Raw genomic sequence first — 21,275 nt, 5'->3', positions numbered from 1 at the left:
TCCTTAAAGTGTATCTCCCGTGAGGACAACCGCATCTGCAGGTGGCCTTCGCGATATTTAGATGACGAACATCATTTAACGTGATAGCAAAGGAATTGAAGATATCGTTTGCTAACCCGCAAGGAGTTGTCATGTCCGCTATCGATCCCGTCGTCATCGTATCTGCCACGCGCACGCCGCTCGGCCGTTTCCAGGGAGATCTGTCGCCATTGCAGGCGCCCGAGCTGGGCGCGCATGTCATTCGTGCCGCGCTGGAACGTGCCGGTCTTTCGGCGGAGAGGGTGGATGAGGTTCTTTTCGGCTGCGTCCTGCCTGCGGGACAGGGGCAGGCGCCGGCCCGGCAGGCTGCTCGCGGGGCTGGCCTGCCGGATGCCGTCGGCGCCACCACGATCAACAAGGTCTGCGGCTCCGGCATGAAGGCGACCATGCTGGCGCATGACCTGATCCTGGCGGGTTCGGCCTCCATCGCGGTTGCCGGCGGCATGGAATCCATGTCGAATGCGCCTTATCTGCTTGCCAAGGCACGCGGCGGCTATCGCATGGGCCATGATCGCATCTTCGACCATATGATGCTGGACGGGCTGGAGGATGCCTATGAGAAGGGCCGCTCGATGGGCGATTTCGGCGAAATGGCCGTCGAGGCTTATCAATTCAGCCGCGACGATCAGGATGCCTATGCGGTCGAAACCCTGTCGCGCGCCCGCAAGGCACTTGAGACCGGCGCTTTCGAAGCGGAAATCACGCCGATCTCGGTGACGGCCAAGGGCGGCCCGGTCACCGTCGCCAAGGACGAGCATCCGCAGAAGGTTTCGCCGGAAAAGATCCCGATGCTCAAGCCCGCCTTCCGCAAGGACGGCACGATTACGGCGGCAAGCGCCTCGGCCAATGCCGACGGGGCTGCCGCGCTTGTCCTGATGCGCCGCTCGGTGGCCGAGCGCGAGGGACTGCCCATTCTCGCCGAGATCAAGGCGCATGCCACGCATTCGCAGGAGCCGGCGTGGTATACCACCGCGCCGATCCCAGCGATCCGCAAGGTGCTCGACAAGACCGGATGGAGGATCGGCGATGTCGATCTCTTCGAGATCAACGAGGCCTTCGCCGTCGTCGCCATGGCCGCTGCGAAGGAACTCGGCATTGCCCGTGATCGCCTCAACGTCAATGGCGGCGCCTGTGCTCTCGGCCATCCCATCGGCGCCACCGGGGCGCGATTGATCGTGACGCTGCTGCATGCATTGGAGCGTCAGGGTGCAAGGCGAGGAGTCGCCTCGCTTTGCATCGGCGGCGGCGAGGCAACGGCGATTGCGGTAGAGAGGGTAGAATAGGCACTGGCCGCACACATTCGCTTCAGCAGCTTTTGGGGAATAGCCCCTCACCCCGCCTTCTCCCCGCGCTGCGCAGGACAGTCGCATATGAACTGAAGTCGTTGCCGCGTCCTCCTTCTCTCCGAGGGGAGATGGAGCTTCCCGTACCGATCCAGCTCATATTGCAATTACGCTCCGGCCTGGGGTGAGGGCAGAATACCCCATAGCAGCGGTGGCGCGATCGTCTAAGGAGCGCCACCAACCCTACCCTTCCGACAACTCCTCCAAAATCGGGCAGTCCGGGCGCTCGTTGCCGTGGCAGGCGTGGACGAGCTGTTCCAGCGTGCGGCGTAGCTCCGTCAATTCCCGGATCTTGCGGTCGATCTCTGTGAGTTTCGTGGTGGCCATGTCCTTGACGTCGGCGCTGGCGCGGCTCTTGTCTTCGTAGAGCGCCAGCAGCTGCCGGCACTCCTCCACCGAAAAGCCGAGGCTGCGCGAGCGGTGCAGGAAGCGCAGCTTGTGCACATCGTCGGCGCCATAGTCGCGATAGCCGTTGTCGCCGCGATCGGGCCGGATGAGGCCGATATCCTCATAGTAACGGATCGTCTTTGCCGGAAGGCCGGAACGGCCGGATGCTTCACCGATGTTCATTCCTGTTCTCCCTATTTCGCCAGCCGCAGCCTCAGCGCATTGCCGATGACCGAGACCGAGGACAGGCTCATTGCTGCAGCGGCGATCATCGGCGACAGAAGCAGGCCAAAGACCGGATAGAGCGCGCCGGCCGCCAAGGGCACGCCGAGCGCATTGTAGCCGAAGGCAAAGGCGAGGTTCTGCTTGATGTTGCGAATGGTCGCCTCCGAAAGATGGCGCGCCCGCACGATGCCGTTGAGGTCGCCCTTGACCAGCGTGATGCCGGCGCTTTCCATGGCGACGTCGGCGCCTGTGCCCATGGCGATGCCGACATCGGCAGAGGCAAGTGCCGGAGCGTCGTTGATGCCATCGCCGGCCATGGCGACGATACGGCCATTGGCCCGCAGTTCGTCGATCAAAGCCTTCTTGCCTTCCGGCAGCATGTCGGCGCGTACTTCGTCGATGCCGAGCTCTTTGGCGACGGCAGCGGCGGTCTTGCCGTTGTCACCCGTTGCCATGACGATCTTCAGGCCGCTCTCGTGCAATGCCTTGATCGCGGCTGCCGTCGTCGGCTTGATCCGGTCGGCGACGGCAATAAGGCCTGCCAGCTTGCTGCCGATGGCGACGAACATGACTGTCTTGCCCTCGCCGCGCAGGCGTTCCGCGTCTGCCTTCACGGATTCCGTCGAAACATCGAGGTCGGCCATCATCGCGGCATTGCCGAGTGCGATTGCGGTATCGCCGGTGCGGCCCGCCACGCCTTTGCCCGTCATTGCCGAGAAGCCGGAAATCTCGACGAAGCCGGCTTCGCGTTCCTCGGCGCCGGCAACGATGGCTTCGGCAAGCGGGTGCTCGGAGCCGCGCTCCAGGCTGGCGGCGAGCGACAAGAGACGGGCCTGTCCGACCCCATCGGCCGTGACGATGTCGGTCAGGTTGGGCTTGCCTTCCGTCAGCGTGCCTGTCTTGTCGACGATAAGCGTATCGACCTTTGCGAAGCGTTCCAGCGCTTCGGCGTCGCGCACCAGCACGCCTTCCTGTGCGCCGCGGCCCGTGGCGATCATGATGGACATGGGCGTTGCCAGCCCGAGCGCGCAGGGGCAGGCGATGATCAGCACGGCAACGGCGGCGAGCAGCGCGTGGGCGAGCCGCGGCTCCGGCCCCACGAAGGCCCAGACGGCAAAGGCGACGATGGCGGCTGCAACGACAGCGGGCACGAAGACGGCGGATACGCGGTCTGCCATTGCCTGGATCGGTGCGCGCGAGCGCTGCGCCTTGGCGACAAGCTCGACGATGCGCGACAGCGTCGTGTCGGCGCCGACCTTTTCGGCCTGCATGACAAGCGTGCCGTTCTTGTTGATCGTGCCGCCGGTCAAGGCGTCGCCCCCGGTTTTTTCGACCGGCAGAGGCTCGCCCGTGATCATCGATTCATCGATGGTGGATTGCCCTTCGACGACGGAGCCGTCCACGGGAACACGCTCGCCGGGGCGCACGCGCAGCCGGTCGCCGGTCTTGATTTCGTCCACGGGCACGTCGACCTCGCTGCCATCGGTATTGATGCGGCGCGCCGTCTTGGGCGCAAGGTCGAGAAGCGCGCGAATGGCAGAGCCCGTTCGTTCACGGGCTTTCAGTTCCAGGACCTGACCGACGAAGACCAGTGCAACGATGACGGAGGCCGCTTCGAAATAGACCGGCACGCTCTCGCCATGTCCTCCGGATGTCATCGGGAAAAGACCAGGCAGCAGTGTAGCGACGACGCTATAAAGATAGGCCGTGCCGACGCCGAGGCCGATCAGCGTCCACATGTTGGGGCTGCGGTTGACGAGCGAGTTCCAGGCACGGCGGAAGAAGGGCAGGGCCGCCCAAAGCACCACCGGCGTTGCCAGGATGAGCTCGATCCATGTGGCAATGGGTTCGCCGATCCAGTCGCGCACGGGCAGGCCGATCATCGGACCCATGCTGATAACAAGCAGCGGCAGCGAAAAGACGGCACTGACCCAGAGCCGGCGCGTGAAATCGACCAGTTCCGGGCTTGGGCCTTCATCGGCTGCGGGGACCCCCATGGGCTCCAGCGCCATGCCGCATTTCGGGCAATCGCCGGGATGGTCGCTGACGACTTCGGGGTGCATGGGGCAGGTATAGAGCGTGCCCTTCGGCACCGGCGTCGGAGCCGGTCTGTCGCCACCGAGATAGGCCGATGGATCCGCTTCGAACTTCGCCTTGCAGCCGGCCGAGCAGAAGTAGAATTTTTCGCCCTCGTGCTTCAGGAAATGGCGTGCGGTGGCGCGATCGACCGACATGCCGCAGGCCGGGTCCTTGGCGGTGAGATAGCTTTCCGGCGCGGCCTCGAACTTCGCGCGGCAGCCATTGCAGCAGAAGTGGAAGGTGCGCCCTTGATAGTCCAGCGACGGCTTGCCTGCGTTCGGATCGACCGTCATGCCGCAAACGGGATCGCGCGTCTCGGTCTCTTGCGAGTGATCGTGATGATGACCATGGCCGTGGTGGCTGTGATCATGTTCGTCATGCAATGTCATATCAAACTCCATTGCCCGGATTCGGGCGTTGGACAGGTTTATGAACCTTCCTGTCACTGGAAGGTCAAGATGAAAAATGGTGATTGTCGTCCACAGTTGATAGAGGCCCTATCCTATCGTACCGCATGGGCCGATGATAAGTTCCGTAAGGCCGATCCGATAGAGCGATTCCAATGCGATATGATCTGACCACACTTCCGATCCAGACGCTCCTGCCCGCCATCATCAAGGCGGAGGACATGCTGGCGCGGCTGGACGAGCGCGTCTTGCGCCATGCCGTGGCGGATGGGTTTCGCGAACGCGGACACTTTTTCGACGCCGCCGGTGCGCTCTGGATCGGCGGTGAGCTGGTGCATGTGGAGGATCTGGTGTTGCACGATGCGCGCATGGATACGCGCACCCCGACACACGAGTTGACCATCGCCCACGCCGTGCTGCGGACCAGGCGGCGTCTTTGGAGCGCCGACCCTTCCTGGGGGCTGGAGACGGCTGGCCTTGCCGTGCTGCGCGGCGATGTCGGCGAGGCCGAAGACGCGGTTGCCCCCCGCTCTAAATCCGCGGAGATCGTGGAGCCGGAGGAGCAGGAGGATGAGCAGGACGATTTCGGCGTCGATTTCGCCGAGATCGATGCCATTCTCGCCCGCTCCGACAAGATCCTGAACGGCGGTGTCCCGGAGCTCCGGCAGACGGCTCCCGATGTCGATGATCCACTTGTGCTCGTCCGCGACGAGGATTGGGATGAGGACGAACGGCTGGAAAGCTGGCGCGACCTCATCCGCGAGGCGGATCTTCTGCCGCCGGTTCTAGGGGCGGCCGTACTTTTCGATGCTTGGGAGCGGATCGAGCCGCTGCTGCGGCAGCACTGGCTCGGCGGCTTGCTGGTCAGCGCCTATCTGCGCAGCCGCGGCAAGGTCACGTCACATCTCTTCTGTCTGAATGTCGGATTGAAAGCCGTCCGTCATGACCGCCGGCGGGCACCGGACCGTACCACGCGTCTTGCGGCCTTTCTGGAGGCCATGGCGCTTTCGGCCGATTCCGGCCTAAAGGAGCTGGACCGTCTTTCGCTCGCCAGGCAGCAGATGGAGTCGCGGCTCAAGGATAGGCGGTCGAACAGCAGCCTGCCAGAGGTGATCGATATCGTATTGTCGCGGCCGATCGTTTCGGCAAAGATGATCGCGCGTCAAGTCGGCATTACCTCAAGAGGGGCGCTCAATCTGGTGGCCGAGCTTGGCCTGCGCGAGATGACGGGGCGCGGGCGCTATCGCGGCTGGGGCGTGCTCTGATGCGGCGTAGCGGCCGGCGCGCGTGCACGTATTGTGCGTTGCAACCACAACCTTAGTTTTCGTCCGATGTAACAGTTTGTGACGCTAAGTGACGCTAAAATGGACAAAATTTAATGACCATACCAAATTCCTAAGCGGCGCGATGCAAGCTAAAGTCGCGCAATAGATATAGGCGGATCGCAGATCGCCGAAGGCTTTGAGGAAAGGTATGTGGATGGCTCGGACGTTTCGGGTCGTAGTGTGGCTGGCGGTCATCGGCGCGGTAGGTTACGGCGCCTATGCGACCCGCGATCGCTGGCTTGGACCTGCCGAGCGGCTGCTCGGCCACCAGAATGCCGCAGCGCCTGCCCAGCAAGCTCAGGGCCAGCGCCGCGGCGGGCAGGGCGGCGGGCGGCGTAGCCTTTCTCAGTTCAGCGGCCCGGTTCCGGTGCTGGCGGCCGATGCGAAGACGGCGGACGTGCCTGTCTATATCGACGGCGTGGGTGCGGTGAAGGCACTGAACACCGTAACGGTGCGCGCGCAGGTCAGCGGAAGAATCGTGGAAATCGATTTCGGCGAAGGCCAGGATATCAAGAAGGGCGATGTCATCGCCCGCATCGATGATTCCGTCTATAAGGCGCAGCTCGACCAGGCGGTCGCCAAGAAGGCGCAGGACGAAGCTCTGCTCGCAGGCGCCCAGCGCGACCTCGCCCGCTACCAGCTAATGGTGAAGAGCGCTTCCGGCACGCAGCAGCAGGTCGATACGCAGATGTCGCTGGTAGCGCAGTATACCGCGCAGATCAAGGCCGATGCGGCAGCCATAGAAAGCGCGCAGGCGACGCTCGACTATACCACGATCAAGGCGCCGATCGACGGGCGCACCGGTATCCGCAATGTCGATGTCGGTAATCTCGTAAGCTCGTCGGACGCGACCGGTATCGTGACGCTGTCGCAGATCAGACCGATTTCCGTGCTTTTTTCCATTCCGCAACAGCAGCTTGCCCGCGTCAATGCGGCAAGTGCGACGGGGGCGCTTGCCGTCCAGGCCATGGGAAGCGACGGCGAGACGGTGGTCGACAATGGCTCGCTGGCGGTGGTTGACAATCAGGTCGATCCCACGACGGGCACGGTCAGGCTGAAGGCGAATTTTCCCAATGAGAAGCTGGCGCTGTGGCCGGGTGCCTTCATCAATGCCCGCCTGCTCGTGGAAACGCTGAAGGGCGTTACCGTCATCCCAAGCGGCGCGGTGCAGCGCGGGCCGAACGGCACATTCGTCTATATCGTCAATCAGAATGAGACCGTCACCATGAAGCCGGTGAAGGTGGGTCAGCAGGATGACACGCTGGCTGTCATCACCGATGGCGTGGCGGCGGGCGACAAGGTGGTGACGACCGGCTTCGCGCGGCTTCAGGATGGTTCGAAAGTGCAGATTTCGGCCAATCCGGATCAGGCGGCGCCGAACGCGCCTCCACCGAACGATCAAGGACAGCCGGTGGCCGAGAACGATCCGCAGAAGGGCCTGGAACAGAAGGGGCAAGACAATGCCAATGGCGGCGAGCGGCCGCACCGTCGGCATAACGGTCAAGGGGGTCAAGACGGTGCAGGCGGTCATAATGGCCATCGCGGCCAGGATGGTCAGCCTGCGGCGGGTGCCGAGCACGGTGCGGATGCCAGCGGCAGCTCCGTGCAGAACAATCAGTCCGCCCCGCCGACGCAGCAGCAATGAACGTCTCGTCGCTCTTCATTTCCAGGCCAATCGCCACCTCGCTTCTCGGGGTCGCGGTGCTCTTGGGCGGCATTCTCGGCTTTCTCTTCCTGCCGGTGGCGCCGCTGCCGCAGGTGGATTTTCCGACGATCCAGGTGACGACGCAGCTTCCGGGCGCCGATCCGGATACCATGGCCGCGCTGGTGACCGCACCTTTGGAGCGGCCGCTCGGCCAAATCCCGTCACTCGCCTCCATGACCTCGTCAAGCGCCTTCGGCATCAGCCAGATCACGCTGCAATTCGATCTCGGCCGCAATATCGACGGCGCGGCACAGGACGTGCAGGCGGCGATCAATGCAGCCGGATCGACCTTGCCGCGCACGCTTCCCTATCCGCCGACCTATTCGAAGGTGAACCCGGCCGATACGCCGATCGTGACGCTGGCCCTGCGCTCCAACAGCTATTCCATCCGCGAACTCAGCGATTTTGCCGATACGATGATGGCGCAGCGCCTGAGCGAGGTCTCAGGCGTCGGCGACGTCAACATCCAGGGCGGTGTCAAGCCTGCCATCCGCATCCAGGCGGACCTACCGCGTCTTGCCTCCTACGGCCTCGCCCTCGAGGACGTCCGTTCGGCCATCACCAATGCCAGCGTTGCCGGCGCCAAAGGTGCGCTCGACGGAACGCAGCAGAGTTTCACGCTTGCCGCCAATGACCAGATCGTCGATCCGAACGTCTATAAGTCCGTCATCGTCGCCTATCGCAACAATGCCCCGGTGCAGTTGAAGGACGTGGCAACCGTTGTCGAGGGACTGGAGAACAATCGCGTCGGCGCCTGGTATCAGGGGCAGCCGGCGGTCATTCTCGATATCATGCGCCAGCCGGGCGCCAACGTCATCCAGACGGTCGAGAACGTCTTGAAGCAGATCCCGAAGCTGAAGCAGGCGATGCCGGCCGGGATTTCCCTCGATATCGTCAACGATCGCACGGAGACCATCCGGGCCTCGATCCATGATGTGCAATGGACGCTGGTGATCAGTATCGGCCTCGTCATTCTCGTTGTCCTTCTGTTCCTGCGGACGATGACGGCGACCTTCATTGCCGGTGTGGCTCTGCCGCTATCGCTGATCGCGACTTTCGGCGTCATGTGGTTCGCCGGCTTCAGCCTCGACAATCTCTCGCTGATGGCGCTGACCATCGGCACGGGCTTCGTCGTCGACGACGCCATCGTGATGATCGAGAATATCGCCCGTCATATCGAAGAGGGCGAAAATCCGATGCAGGCGGCGCTGAAGGGTGCCGGCGAGATCGGCTTCACCATCATCTCGCTCACCGTCTCGCTGGTTGCGGTATTCATTCCGCTATTGTTCATGACCGGGATCGTGGGCCGCATGTTCCGCGAATTCGCGTTGACGCTCACCATTGCCGTGGTCGTGTCCGCCGTGGTTTCGCTGACGCTTACGCCGATGATGTGCGCGCGTATCCTGCGCAAGCCTAAGGAGCACGAGGGCGGATTCCTGGCCGGTGCCGATCGTTTCATGGAATGGCTGATCGAAGGCTACCGGCGCAGCCTCGTCTGGGCTGTGGATCGCAGCAGGCTCATGCTCGTAATCACGGTGGCGACGCTGGCTGCGACGATCGCGCTCTATGTCGTCATTCCCAAGGGCTTCCTGCCGGCCCAGGATACCGGCCTGATCACGGCCGTCATCGAGGCCGAGCCGACGACTTCCTTCGAAACCATGAAACAGATCCAGGCCGATGTGACCGACCGGCTGCGCAAGGATCCGGATGTCGGCGGCGTGGTCTCCGTCATCGGAGCCAGCGCCAGCAATCTCACTCTCAATACCGGCAACCTCAGCCTCGTGCTGAAGCCGCGGAACGAACGCAACGCCTCCGCCGATGAGATCATCGGCCGGATGCGCGATGAAGTTGCCGGCATGCCCGGCATCCACGTCACTTTCCAGAGCGTGCGCGACATCTCGATCAGCACCAGGGTCAGCCGCGCCCCCTATCAATATACCTTGACGGGTACGGACACGAATACGGTGGTCGATTGGGCGCAGAAGCTTGTCCAGCGGCTGCAGGAAAGCCCGAAGCTGATGGATGTCGCCTCCGAGGTCGAAATAGGGGGCGGGCGTATCTTCGTTCGCGTCGATCGCGAAACCGCCTCGCGGCTCGGCGTGTCGATGCAGGCCGTCGGCGATACGCTGAACGACGCCTTCGGCCAGCGTCAGATCGCGACGATCTACGGGCAGGCCAACCAGTATCGCGTCATCCTGGAGGCGGCTCCCCAGTATCAATCGGACCCGAAATCGCTCGACAAGCTCTATGTCGCCGGTGCCGGCGACACGCAGGTACCGCTGAATGCCTTCACCACGGCGAGTTTTACGACCGCGCCGCTGGTCATCAGCCATGACGAGCAGTTCCCGGCCGTGACGCTCAGCTTTGACCTCGCCAAAGGCGCGTCGCTCAGCGATGCGGTGGCGGAGATCAAGGCGGCGGAGCTTGACATCGGCATGCCCGATAATATCCAGCGCAAATATTCCGGCGACGCCGAGGAGTTCGCCTCCTCGCTTGCGGGCGAGCCCTGGCTGATTCTGGCGGCGGTGGTAACGATCTATATCGTGCTCGGCCTGCTCTATGAGAGCGCCGTCCATCCGGTGACGATCCTTTCGACGCTGCCCTCGGCCGGTGTCGGGGCGCTTCTGGCGCTGATGCTGTTCGGGCAGGATCTGTCGATCATCGCACTGATCGGCATCGTGCTCCTGATGGGCATCGTCAAGAAGAACGCGATCATGATGATCGACTTCGCGCTCGAGGCCGAGCGCAAGGAAGGCCTCGAGCCGCGCGAGGCCATCCTCAAGGCCTCCATCCTGCGTTTCCGGCCGATCATGATGACGACGCTCGCCGCACTTTTCGGCGCACTGCCACTGGCGCTCGCGCAGGGCACGGGCGCCGAGCTGCGCATTCCGCTCGGGATCACCATCATCGGCGGCCTCGTGCTCTCACAGCTCCTGACGCTCTATACGACGCCGGTGATCTATCTCGCCTTCGAGCGCCTGCGCGCGAAGGTCGTCGGCCGCACCAGCGGCACGCAGAGCGCCGAGATGAACGAATTGGCGGGAGGCGAGACATGAACATCTCCGAGCCGTTCGTCAAACGCCCTGTCGGGACGACGCTTCTGGCGATCGGGCTGATGATCCTCGGCATCGTTGCCTATCGCTTCCTGCCGGTCGCAAGCCTGCCGACCGTGGACCTGCCGACAATCGTCGTTTCCTCAAGCCGTCCCGGGGCCGATCCGGCCAGTATGGCTGCAAGCGTTGCCGCTCCTCTTGAACGCCATCTCGGCACCATCGCCGGCGTCACGCAATTGACATCCGTCAGCTCGCTCGGATCGAGCACCATCATAGCGCAGTTCGATCTCTCCCGCAGTGTCGACGGCGCGGCACAGGACGTGCAGGCGGCGCTGAATGCGGCCGCTACCGACCTGCCGGGCGATCTGCCGACCCTGCCGTCGTTCCGCAAGATCAATCCGTCGGCGGCTCCCGTTCTGATCCTTGCATTGACATCGGACAATGTGTCGGCGAGCGCCATCTACGACGCGGCCGACACGGTGGTCGTGCAGCGCATCTCGCAGGTGGACGGCGTCGGCGGGGTGACCGTCAGCGGTGCCGACCAGCCCGCCATCCGCGTCCGTCTGAATCCGGACCGGCTTTCCGCGATGGGCCTGTCGCTCGACGCAGTCCGCACGGCGATCGTCAATGCCAATGTGCTCGGCCCTTTCGGTTCCATCGACGGGGCAGGGGGTGCCTTCTCCGTCGCCGTCAACAGCCAGTTGAAGACGCCGGAAGCGTTCGGGCGGATCATCGTGCGCAGCGGCGACGGTACGGCGGTTCGCCTTTCCGACATCGCCACCGTCGAGCCGGGCGTGCGCAACAGCCGCTCCGACGCCTGGTATGACGGCAAGCCGGCCGTGCTGCTCAACATCACCAAACAGGCGGATGCGAACGTCATCGCCACCGTCGACGGTGTGAAGCAGCTGATCCCCGAGCTGCAGCGGCTCATCCCCGCCGGCGTCAAAATATCGATCCTTTCCGACCGCACCACGACGATTCATGCCAGCGTCAACGACATGCAATGGACGCTGCTTGCCACGATCTGCCTCGTCATGGTCGTGGTCTTCGTCTTCCTGCGACGCGCAACGCCGACCTTTGCCGCCGGCGTCACCGTGCCGCTTTCCCTGGCCGGCACCTTTGCCGCGATGTGGCTCTTCGGTTTGTCCATCGACAACCTTTCCCTCATGGCGCTCGCCGTGTCCGTCGGCTTCGTCGTGGACGACGCCATCGTCATGATCGAAAACATCTATTCCAATCTGGAAACCGGCATGAAGCCGATGCGAGCAGCTCTGGAAGGAGCGAAGCAGATCGGCTTTACGGTGGTCTCGATCAGCCTCTCGCTGCTCGCCGCCTTCATACCGCTATTCTTCATGGGCGGCATCGTGGGCCGCTTCTTCCAGACCTTCTCGCTGACACTCGGCTTCACCATCGTCGTTTCGACGCTCGTATCCCTTACGCTTACGCCGATGATCTGCGGCCATCGCCTTCGTCCGCATGATATCCACGCCCCGCCCGGCCGTTTCGGCCGGATCGTCGAAGGCACATTGGGCGCAATCATCGGCTTTTATGGCCGGACGCTGCGAGCCGTGCTGCACCATCGCGTACTCTCCGTGCTCGTCATCATCGCCTGCGTGGTCATGTCGGGCTATCTCTACGTCAAGGTGCCGAAGGGTTTCATTCCGCAGGACGATACGGGGTTCATCCAGGGCGGGACACAGGCGGCAACCGATATTTCCTATCCGGCCATGGTCAAACTGCAGCAGCAGGCTGCGGATATTGCCGCGCGGGATCCCGCGGTGTCAGGCCTCGGCTCTTCCGTGGGCGGCGGCGGTTTTTTCAGCTCCGTCAACCGCGGGCAGCTGTTCATTTCGCTCAAGCCGGAGTCGCAGCGGGCGCCGACGGCCGAGGTCATAGATCGGCTTCGTAAGCAGCTCATGGCCGTCCCGGGGCTCAGTACGTTCCTGTTTTCGCCGGGCGATATCCGCGCTGGCGCACGCCAATCTCAATCCCAGTATCAGTTCACGCTCTGGAGCGCGAATTACGATGAGCTGGTGGAGTGGGCACCCAAGGTGCTGCTGCGTCTGCAAGCCCTTTCCCAGCTGACCGACGTCGCGACCGACAGGCAGCCCAACGGACTGCAGGCGACCGTCAATATCGATCGCAGCACGGCATCCCGGCTTGGCGTCAACATCCAGTCCATCGATGCGGCTCTGAACAATGCGTTTGCGCAACGGCAGATCTCGACGATCTACACGCAGCGCAACCAATATCGCGTCGTGCTGGAGGCGGATCCGAATTATGCGCTCGAGCCGCACGATATCTCGAAGCTCCATGTGCCGGCGTCCGGCGGAACCCAGGTGCCGCTCAGCGCCGTCGCGTCGGTCGACCGAACGCTGGCGCCGCTGGTGGTCAATCACCAGGGACAGTATCCGGCCGTCACCATTTCCTACAATCTGGCGCTCAACACGCCGCTGCAGGTCGCAAACGACGCCATCCAGAAGGCGGTACTGGACATGCATCTGCCCGATACGCTGCATGCGGATTTCGCGGGCGATTCGGCGAGCGTCACGCAATCGTCCGGCAGCCAGCCGTTGCTGCTTTTGGCGGCGCTGCTGACGGTCTACATCGTTCTCGGCATTCTCTATGAAAGCCTGGCGCATCCGCTGACGATCATCTCGACGCTTCCGTCCGCCGGTCTCGGTGCACTGCTGGCGCTTGCCATCAGCGGCACGGAGTTGACCATCATCGCCTTCATCGGCATCATCCTTTTGATCGGCATCGTCAAGAAGAACGGCATCATGATGGTGGACTTCGCCTTGCAGGGCGAGCGCACGCTCGGCCTGTCTTCGGAGGAGGCGATCTACCAGGCGTGTCTGAAGCGCTTCCGGCCGATCCTGATGACGACGCTCGCGGCGCTGATGGGCGCCATCCCGCTGATCATTGCCACCGGCCCCGGCGCGGAGCTGCGCCGCCCGCTCGGCATCACCATCGTCGGCGGTCTCGTCGTGTCGCAGGTGCTGACGCTCTACACGACACCGATCATCTATCTGATGCTTGCCAAGCTGCATGCGAAGTGGTCGCCGAAGGCGGAAGCCTCGGTACAGCCAATATCTCCGCTATCAATTTGAGGGCTTAGCGGTGTATGGGAGGACCGGATCAGCCCTGATAGTCCCACGGATTGACGGTAGCTATTCCGGTGTCCAGGAAATCCGACACGTTGCGGGTTGCAAGGGTTGCTCCTCGCGACGCTACAATTGCGGCGATCTGAGCATCGAACTGGCTGATCGGCTTGCCTGCCCGACGCTGCGACGTTGCAATGAAGGAATAAGCTCCCGCGGCTTCGCTATCGAAGGGAAGAACTCTTCCGGCGAAATCCTCTTCGAATATCGGGAGAATAGCAGCTTCCAATTCGGTTCGGCGTCGGCCCGCAGGCAGTAGCCGGAGACCGTAAAGGATTTCCGCCTGCGTCGTTGCCGTCGTAAAGATGGCGAGAGAAGGCTGAGCGGCCAGCCACGCTTCAACCATTGGCGATGGTGATGGTGCCAATAGGTCAGAAATGACATTTGTGTCGAGAATGATCATGGATCGAGATCGACCGGGCGGATTGGTTCACGTGGAGCGATATTCAGCACGACCCCACCACTTGCAGCCATGCGACGACGGATTGTCTCAGCCAAATTGGGCTGCCGCTTTTCTTCCGTCGACAAGGCCGCCCGCAGAATGTCTCGCGCCTCATCCTCCATCGATCGCCCGTGTGCAGCGGCGCGAATGCGCAGCCGGGTCTTTAAATGATCGTCGATGTTGCGGATCGTCATACTAGCCATAGAAATGCCCTGTCATCAATGATTGCATATTAATCATTGATGACAAATTTGGCAAATCAAGACGAAACATCCGATGCCTGATCGAGATCTCCACTCGTCCTCTCTTTCAAGAGAGCGAGTGGAGAGGCCTTAATGCGCCACGTCAGGGTTGGCGGTCTCCGGCGCTGCCCTGCCTTTGAAGATGCGGCGCACCGAGACGAAGAGCAGCGGGATGAAGAAGATGCCGAGCACGGTTGCCGAGATCATGCCGCCCATGACGCCGATACCGATCGAATTCTGGCTGCCCGATCCCGCGCCGTTGGCGATCGCCAGCGGCAGAACGCCGAGGATGAAGGCGAGCGAGGTCATCAGGATCGGCCGCAGGCGCTGCCTTGCCGCCACCAGCGTCGCGTCGATCAGGTTCTTGCCCTGGTTCTGCTGCTCGATGGCGAATTCGACGATCAGGATGGCGTTCTTGGCCGCCAAACCGATTGTCGTCAGCAAGCCGACCTTGAAGTAGACGTCGTTCGACTGACCGAAGAGGGTTGCCGCCAGCAAAGCACCGAAGATGCCGATCGGCACCGACAGCATGACGGCAAGCGGGATCGACCAGCTTTCGTAGAGGGCGGCGAGCGCCAGGAAGACGACCAGGATCGAAATGGCATAGAGCTGGCTTGCCTGGTTGCCGGAGAGTTTTTCCTGGGCGGACAGGCTGGTCCATTCATGGCTGAAGCCCGGCGGCAGGCTCGCCATGATCTTGTCGATCTCGTTCATGGCGTCGCCCGACGAAACGCCCGGTGCCGCAGCCCCTTGGATTTCGACGGCCGACGAGCCGTTATAGCGTTCCAGACGCGGCGAACCATAGGTCCATTGGCCATTCGAGAAGGCCGAGAACGGCACCATGTCGCCACCGGAATTCCGGACGTACCAGCGGCCGAAGTCCTCCGGCTGCATGCGGAAATTCTTATCCGCCTGCACGTAAACCTTCTTGACGCGGCCGCGATCGATGAAGTCGTTGACATAGGTGCCGCCCCAGGCCGTCGACAGCGTCGTGTCGATGTCGGAGAGCTTGATGTTGAGCGCGCTCGCCTTTTCCTGGTCGATGTTGACGGAGTATTGCGGCGTATCTTCCTGGCCGTTCGGACGGGTGCCGAAGAGTTTCGGATTCTTGGCGGCTGCGCCGAGCAACTGGTTGCGCGCCTGGATGAGCGCGGCATGGCCGGCGCCATTGATATCCTTGATGAAGAAGTCGAAGCCGCTCGAGCTTCCGAAGCCCGGAATCGCCGGCGGTGCCAGCGCGAAGACGCTGCCGTCCTTGATCTTCGAGAAGGCGCCCATGGCGCGGCCCGCAATGGCCTGCGCCTTCGATTGCGGCGTCTTGCGCTGATCGAAATCCTTCAACCTGACAAAGACGATACCGACATTCTGACCCTGGCCGCTGAAGCCGAAACCGGCAACCGCGAATGCGCCTTCGACATAATCCTTCTCGTTATTGAGATAGTAGTCCTTGACCCGGTCGAGCACGGTCCAGGTACGGGAAGCCGTGGCGCCTGGGGGAAGCTGGATCGCGGTCAGCAGGATACCCTGGTCTTCGTCCGGCAGGAAGGAGCTGGGAAGGCGGTTGAACAGATAGGCGACGCCGCCGCCGATCAGGACGAATACCAGCAGGAAGACGATGCTGAGGCGGATCATGCCGTGAACGCCGCGCTGGTAGCGGTGCGTCGCCCGATCGAAGTTGCGGTTGAACCAGCCGAAGAGGCCCTTCTCCTTGGCCCCGTGCTTGGGCTTTTTGAGAATGGTGGCGCAAAGGGCCGGCGTCAGGATCAGGGCGACGACGACCGACAGGATCATCGCCGAGACGATCGTCACCGAGAACTGGCGGTAGATGATGCCGACGGAGCCGGAGAAGAAGGCCATCGGAATGAACACGGCCGACAGGACCGTGGCGATGCCGATCAGGGCGCCGGTGATTTCCTCCATCGACTTGATCGTCGCCTCGCGCGGCGACAATCCCTCTTCCTCCATCACGCGCTCGACGTTTTCCACGACGACGATGGCGTCGTCGACCAGAAGGCCGATGGCAAGCACCATGCCGAACATGGTCAATGTATTGATCGAATAGCCGAAGAGGGAGAGTACGCCGAAGGTGCCGAGCAGAACGACCGGGACGGCAAGCGTCGGGATCAGCGTGGCGCGGATGTTCTGCAGGAAGATGAACATGACGATGAAGACGAGCACGATGGCTTCGAACAGCGTCTTGACCACGTCCTCGATCGACAGCTTCACGAAGGGCGTCGTGTCGTAGGGATAGACCACTTCGACGTTCGGCGGCAGGGTCTGGCTAAGATTGTTGATGGTCGTCCTGACCGCTTCCGCCGTGTTGATGGCGTTGGCGCCGGAGGCGAGCATGACGGCAAGACCGGCCGAAGGGTGGCCGTTATAGGTGCTTGAGGTCGTGTAGCTTTCCGCGCCGAGTTCGACGGTGGCGACATCGTTGAGACGGACGAGCGAGCCGTTGGACTGGCTCTTCAGGATGATATTTTCGAATTGCTCGGGCGTCTGCAGGCGGCTCTTGGCGGTCACCGTCGCATTGAGCTGCTGACCCTTGCGCTGGGGCAGGGCACCGAGCTGGCCTGCCGAAACCTGCGAATTCTGTGCCTGGATCGCCGTGGTGACATCGCTCACCATCAGCTGGTACTTGGCGAGCTTGTCGGGGTCCACCCAGATGCGCATCGCATAGCCGGAGCCGAAAATCTGCGTGTTGCCGACGCCTTCGATGCGTTTCAGCGTATCGTTGAGCGTGCTCGAAACATAGTCGGCGAGGTCGTTGGAATTGAGCTTGCCGTCCGTCGATACAAAGCCGACGACCATGAGGAAGTTCGAAGTCGATTTCGAAACGACGATACCGCTTGTCTGAACGGTCGTCGGCAATTGAGCGGTGACGAGCTGCAGCTTGTTCTGCACCTGCATCTGCGCAACGTCGGAATCCGCCTTGTTGTTGAACGTCAGCGAGATCGAGGCCTGGCCCGTCGAGGTCGAGGTCGATGTCATGTAGTCGAGGTTGTCGATACCCGTCATGCCCTGTTCGATGACCTTGGTTACCGAGTTTTCGACAGTTGCCGCGTCTGCGCCCGAATAAGTCGCGGAGATGCTCACCGTGGTCGGAGCGATCTGCGGATATTGCGAGATCGACAGTGTGAGGATCGACAGCGCGCCCGCCAGCATGATGACGATGGCGATAACCCAGGCAAAGATCGGCCGGTCAATGAAGAAACGAGACATCGAACCACCTCACTTCTGAACGCCGGAGGCGGCTTTGGTATCTGTCTTTTCCAATTCGGCCTGTTGCGTGGACTTGTTGTCGGCGGCGGCCTGCTTCACTTCGCCGGTCGCGTCATCGATGGTCACAGGAGAGACATTGACTTCCTGGCCGTCACGGATGCGCTGGACGCCTTCGACGACCACGCGATCGCCATCGGATATGCCCTTGTTTACCAGCCAGCTGTTGCCGATGCTGCGTTCCACCTTCAGGACCCGCTGCGATACCTTGCCATCGGCCGTCACGAACATGGCGATCGGTTCGCCCTTCGTGTTGCGCGTCACGGCGCGCTGCGGCACCAGGAAGCTGTTTTCGGCGATGCCTTCCTGAATGGTCGCGCGCACATACATGCCGGGCAGCAGAACACGATCAGGATTGGGGAAGACGGCGCGTACCGTGATAGTTCCGACGGCTTCGGCGACGGAAGATTCGGCAAATTCCAGCTTGCCGGTTTGCTTGTACTGGCTGCCATCTTCAAGTGTCAGATGCACGGAGACGTTGTCGCCGCTGGTCTTCAGCCGGCCATCGGCGATGGCGCGACGGAATTCGAGCAGATTGGTGCTCGACTGCGTGACGTCGACGTTGATCGGGTCGAGCTGGCGGATGGTGGTCAGCGCCGTCGTTTGCTCGGCGGTGACGAGGGCGCCCACGGTGACCGCCGAAGCATCGACACGGCCGCCGATCGGCGCGCGCATCTTGGTGTAGTCGAGGTTGATACGCGCTGTTTCGAGGGCGGCTCTCGCAGATGCCACATCGGCGTTCGCCTGAGCCAGAGTGGAAAGCGCGTCGTCCAGATTTTGCTTGCTGACTGCGTCCTGCGCCGTCAGGCTTTTATAGCGGTCGACTTTCGACTGAGCGCTCGGCACGGCCCCTTCCGCCTTCTGCAGGGCGGCGGTGGCGCTGTCGTAGGATGCCTGGTATGAGGCGGGATCGATTTCATAGAGCACATCGCCCGCGTTGACCTCGCTGCCTTCCTTGAAGTTGCGGCTGCGAATGATGCCGCCGACCTGCGGCCGTACTTCCGCGATGAGATAGGCGGCGGTGCGCCCCGGCAATTCGGCGGTAATCGCAACGGATTGCGGATGCAGCGCCATGGCGCTGACTTCGGTCTTGACGGCCGGCGCGTTGCTTTGGGCGGCTTTCTGTTCGTTGCAGCCGGCAAGCAGCAATGTGGCCGCAACGCCTGCGGCAATCATCGAGGTTCGGGTGGCCAGAAGGCTAGCGGGTGCCACCGGATATGCGGGTGCAGAAGTGGGAGGAGCGGGCTTTCGCACGTTGCTATTTCCTGTTGCCTTATTTATAGTACCAAGTCGTACGGAAAATATTTGTACTGCGTAAAATGTCAATCGCATTCGGCTGTTGGGTCCAAACGAAGTTGCTGACGAAAGAACGAGCAGCCAAGGCCGAGCAGGTCGCCAAAAGCCGCCCGCGTGGCCGCCCGAAAACCATGAACGACGACGCGCGCCGCGCGGAGATCGTCGTGGAGGCGCGTGCTACATTCTACGAACTTGGTTACGGTGGTACGACGATGGATCTCGTCGCCGCCCGATGCCGGATTTCGAAGCAGACCCTTTACAGATTGTTTCCGGGCAAGACCGATCTTTTCACCGCCATCATCGCCGAGCATCGCGCATCCATGCTGGCCCTGCCGCGGCCCGCGGATGAGGATCTGCCGCTCGATAAGGCGCTTGAGCAGATATTCATGATCGACATGAACGAAGCCCAGGAGCGCGAACGCGATGCTTTCATCCATCTTGCCATCAGCGAATCGCAGCAATTTCCCGAGATCGCGACGCTGTTGCACACTTACGGTGCCAGGCAATCGCAGCAGCTGCTGGCAGACTGGCTCGCGGAGCAGCGGCAGCGCGGCCTGATCGAAATTGCCGATGCCGCAAGCGGTGCGCGCATGCTGATGAGCATGATCTTCGGCGCGATGATCTCGAAGCCGGGCCATCCGAGCGACTGGCCGGACCGCGAGACGCGGCTGCGTCATCTGCGCCAATGCATTGCGATTTTTACCGCCGGCGTTCGACCGCGCAATGGCGGCCATTAGAACGAACTTGCCTCTCGCGGAATCTACGGATCCGTTCCACCATTGCATTTGAAGCGGTTCCGGACAGAAAACCGCGGCGCGCCCTATCCCGGAATTGCTCCCGCACGCGGCATGCTGCCTGGAGGGCAGACCTCAGTTGCGAAGGCTCATCGGCACGTTCGCCGCTTGCGGCACATGGTCCGGCAAGCTGTCGGAAGCACTGGCCAGCGATTTGATCAGCGTCAGCACGGACTGGCGGACGCTGGGATCGTTGATCTTCATGAACGCCTTGTTGAGGTTCAGGCCTTCCTTCGAGGTCAGGAAATCCGACAGGTCTTCGAGGCCGTTGATCGCGCCGAGGCCTTCTGTATTTAGCGGCTGCGAATTGTCCTGCTGGAAGAAGAAGGCAACCGGTACGGCCAATACGCCGGCGATAGCCTGCAGCCGGCTGGCACCGATGCGATTGGTGCCCTTTTCGTATTTCTGTACCTGCTGAAACGTCACGCCGATTTGTTCGGCAAGCCGCTCCTGGCTCATACCAAGCATAAGACGGCGCGTGCGCACGCGAGAGCCCACATAGGCGTCGATCGGGTTCGGTACTTTTGCACTCACTGCGCAATCTCCTTATCAAATAGGAACTGGCGGATACCGCCTTGCTCGCGATCCTTCAAGAGGAAAGGCCGCAGGCTCCGTGTACCCGCAAAATGTGCGTTAAATATGAGTAGAATTCAACCAAAAGTCTTTTTATGTTAAATTTTATTGCTCTGTTACCCATATAAACCGCAGAAAAGCCGATTCGCGTCAATGCGGATTGAAGATCGATGGATCCCGAAGCGAAGGACGCGCGCCGGCGGCACATATTCGGTCCGTCGGCATTCATGTCGATAAAATTGCAATGTCGCCTCTTGAAAGGGCTCAATGCTGAAAGCTGACTGAAAGGTAGCCTGCGTTAGCTTGGCTGAGCTTCGTGGAGGAAGCATCTTTTCTGCAGCGTCACATGGCGCAACGATTTAAACAGGAGGAGACATCGATGCGTCCATCGCGCACGTTTTTTCACACCGTAGCCCTTTCTTTGGTCATGACCGCAGCTTCGTTCGCAGCGACGGCAGCCAATGCCGCTGACAAGATTTCCATCATGGTGGGCGGCTACGAAAAGCAGATCTATCTGCCGGCCAAGCTCGCCGAATCCCTCGGCTACTTCAAGGATGAAGGCCTCGATGTCGAGCTTCTGAACGAATCCGCCGGCGTCGATGCCGAAAACCAGCTGCTCGCCGGCGCCGTCCAGGGCGTCGTCGGCTTCTACGACCACTGCGTCGATCTGCAGGCCAAGGGCAAGTTCATCAAGTCGGTCGTGCAGTTCAGCCAGGCACCGGGTGAAGTCGAGCTGGTTTCGGCCAAATATCCCGACATCAAGTCCTTCGCCGACCTCAAGGGCAAGCGCGCCGGCGTCACCGGCCTCGGCTCGTCGACCAACTTCCTGACCCTTTACATGGCATCGAAGGCAGGCCTCTCTCCGGCCGACATCACGCCAGTTCCGGTCGGCGCCGGCCAGACCTTCATTGCGGCCATGCAGCAG

At 61.9% G+C, this 21,275-nt stretch carries 14 protein-coding genes; 7 read left to right on the top strand and 7 right to left on the bottom strand.

Annotation, left to right across the window (positions count from 1 at the left end; all coding sequences use genetic code 11):
* Nucleotides 1-131: 131 nt before the first annotated feature.
* Nucleotides 132-1,322, top strand: a complete 1,191-nt coding sequence (locus Q4Q11_RS23280) for an acetyl-CoA C-acyltransferase (RefSeq protein WP_498570964.1) — start codon at nucleotides 132-134, stop codon at nucleotides 1,320-1,322.
* Nucleotides 1,323-1,565: 243 nt separating this feature from the next.
* Here the strand turns inward: Q4Q11_RS23280 and cueR are convergent, their stop codons facing one another.
* Both cueR and Q4Q11_RS23270 read right to left on the bottom strand, forming a co-directional pair.
* Nucleotides 1,566-1,952: a Cu(I)-responsive transcriptional regulator gene (cueR, locus tag Q4Q11_RS23275; RefSeq protein ID WP_112504732.1), complete on the bottom strand. Its 387-nt coding sequence runs from the start codon at nucleotides 1,950-1,952 to the stop codon at nucleotides 1,566-1,568.
* A gap of 11 nt (nucleotides 1,953-1,963) precedes the next feature.
* Nucleotides 1,964-4,462, bottom strand: coding sequence for a heavy metal translocating P-type ATPase (locus Q4Q11_RS23270; RefSeq protein WP_498570963.1), 2,499 nt, complete (start codon nucleotides 4,460-4,462; stop codon nucleotides 1,964-1,966).
* A 173-nt stretch (nucleotides 4,463-4,635) separates the two neighbouring features.
* On the opposite strand from Q4Q11_RS23270, the gene Q4Q11_RS23265 reads away from it, so the two are divergent.
* The 4 genes from Q4Q11_RS23265 (at nucleotide 4,636) to Q4Q11_RS23250 (ending at nucleotide 13,673) form a co-directional block, all read left to right on the top strand.
* Nucleotides 4,636-5,745 carry an RHE_PE00001 family protein gene (locus tag Q4Q11_RS23265; RefSeq protein ID WP_498570962.1) on the top strand — a complete coding sequence of 370 codons (1,110 nt, stop codon included), beginning with the start codon at nucleotides 4,636-4,638 and terminating at the stop codon, nucleotides 5,743-5,745.
* 214 nt (nucleotides 5,746-5,959) lie between these two features.
* Entirely contained in the window at nucleotides 5,960-7,450 is a 1,491-nt protein-coding gene (locus tag Q4Q11_RS23260; protein WP_498570961.1) for an efflux RND transporter periplasmic adaptor subunit, read from the top strand.
* Nucleotides 7,447-10,566 (top strand): multidrug efflux RND transporter permease subunit, encoded by a 3,120-nt coding sequence (locus tag Q4Q11_RS23255; RefSeq protein WP_498570960.1) that lies wholly within the window; start codon nucleotides 7,447-7,449, stop codon nucleotides 10,564-10,566. The genes Q4Q11_RS23260 and Q4Q11_RS23255 overlap by 4 nt, the downstream gene beginning before the upstream one ends.
* Nucleotides 10,563-13,673, top strand: a complete 3,111-nt coding sequence (locus tag Q4Q11_RS23250) for an efflux RND transporter permease subunit (protein ID WP_112504724.1) — start codon at nucleotides 10,563-10,565, stop codon at nucleotides 13,671-13,673. The genes Q4Q11_RS23255 and Q4Q11_RS23250 overlap by 4 nt, the downstream gene beginning before the upstream one ends.
* A gap of 28 nt (nucleotides 13,674-13,701) precedes the next feature.
* On the opposite strand, the gene Q4Q11_RS23245 is transcribed toward Q4Q11_RS23250, so the two are convergent.
* The 4 genes from Q4Q11_RS23245 to Q4Q11_RS23230 all read right to left on the bottom strand — a co-directional run bounded on the left by Q4Q11_RS23245 (nucleotide 13,702) and on the right by Q4Q11_RS23230 (nucleotide 18,863).
* Nucleotides 13,702-14,127 carry a type II toxin-antitoxin system VapC family toxin gene (locus Q4Q11_RS23245; RefSeq protein WP_113214925.1) on the bottom strand — a complete coding sequence of 142 codons (426 nt, stop codon included), beginning with the start codon at nucleotides 14,125-14,127 and terminating at the stop codon, nucleotides 13,702-13,704.
* Nucleotides 14,124-14,369, bottom strand: a complete 246-nt coding sequence (locus Q4Q11_RS23240) for a FitA-like ribbon-helix-helix domain-containing protein (RefSeq protein WP_498570959.1) — start codon at nucleotides 14,367-14,369, stop codon at nucleotides 14,124-14,126. The genes Q4Q11_RS23245 and Q4Q11_RS23240 overlap by 4 nt, the downstream gene beginning before the upstream one ends.
* 129 nt (nucleotides 14,370-14,498) lie before the next feature.
* The gene (locus Q4Q11_RS23235) at nucleotides 14,499-17,630 is read right to left on the bottom strand and encodes an efflux RND transporter permease subunit (protein ID WP_112504719.1); all 3,132 of its coding nucleotides are present in this window, start codon (nucleotides 17,628-17,630) and stop codon (nucleotides 14,499-14,501) included.
* A gap of 9 nt (nucleotides 17,631-17,639) precedes the next feature.
* Nucleotides 17,640-18,863, bottom strand: coding sequence for an efflux RND transporter periplasmic adaptor subunit (locus Q4Q11_RS23230; RefSeq protein WP_112504717.1), 1,224 nt, complete (start codon nucleotides 18,861-18,863; stop codon nucleotides 17,640-17,642).
* Between the two features lie 179 nt (nucleotides 18,864-19,042).
* On the opposite strand from Q4Q11_RS23230, the gene Q4Q11_RS23225 reads away from it, so the two are divergent.
* On the top strand, nucleotides 19,043-19,720 hold the full coding sequence (locus Q4Q11_RS23225) for a TetR/AcrR family transcriptional regulator (protein WP_498570958.1): 678 nt from the start codon (nucleotides 19,043-19,045) through the stop codon (nucleotides 19,718-19,720).
* A 132-nt stretch (nucleotides 19,721-19,852) separates the two neighbouring features.
* On the opposite strand, the gene Q4Q11_RS23220 is transcribed toward Q4Q11_RS23225, so the two are convergent.
* Nucleotides 19,853-20,311 carry a helix-turn-helix domain-containing protein gene (locus Q4Q11_RS23220; protein WP_113214921.1) on the bottom strand — a complete coding sequence of 153 codons (459 nt, stop codon included), beginning with the start codon at nucleotides 20,309-20,311 and terminating at the stop codon, nucleotides 19,853-19,855.
* A gap of 418 nt (nucleotides 20,312-20,729) precedes the next feature.
* On the opposite strand from Q4Q11_RS23220, the gene Q4Q11_RS23215 reads away from it, so the two are divergent.
* Nucleotides 20,730-21,275 (top strand): ABC transporter substrate-binding protein (locus tag Q4Q11_RS23215; RefSeq protein ID WP_498570957.1); only part of this gene is annotated, 546 nt, incomplete at its 3' end.

It is taken from the genome of Rhizobium sp. UFLA01-1127 (assembly GCF_059803845.1).
This window is presented reverse-complemented; position numbering and strand designations above follow the sequence as displayed.